Source organism: Pseudoalteromonas sp. SIMBA_162 (assembly GCF_046535955.1).
GTDB classification, from domain to species: Bacteria; Pseudomonadota; Gammaproteobacteria; order Enterobacterales; family Alteromonadaceae; genus Pseudoalteromonas; species Pseudoalteromonas marina.
Genome location: NZ_JAWJBQ010000185.1, coordinates 1 through 326, shown reverse-complemented (window position 1 = coordinate 326; position 326 = coordinate 1). Strand labels below are relative to the sequence as shown.

Sequence of the window (326 nt, the reverse complement as noted above, 5' to 3'; positions counted from 1 at the left end):
CTCGTCGAGGTCCACGAAGCGGGACTTCTCGGGGCGCTCATCGCTCTGGCCCTCAAGCGCGGCGCGCGGCGGGTCACAGACCAGCACCTCGGCACCCAGCGACTCGAGACGCTTGACCAGCCGTGACCCGACCTGACCGGCCCCGACCACGCCGAAGCGGCGGTCCAGCTGCAGGTCCAGCCCTTCCTGCTCGGCCAGATGCCACAGCGACGACAGCACGTAATCCACCACCGAGTCGGCATTGCAGCCCGGCGCGTTGGTGAAGTGGATATCGTTGGCCGCGAGCCATTCGAGATCGGCATGGTCGGTGCCGATGATCGGCGAGC

The 326-nt window shown here is 68.1% G+C and carries 1 protein-coding gene; it reads right to left on the bottom strand.

Features of this window, described 5'->3' with window-relative positions:
- The coding region (locus R0J88_RS19280; protein WP_410900772.1) for an NAD(P)-dependent oxidoreductase at positions 1 to 326 on the bottom strand (326 nt) is incomplete at both ends.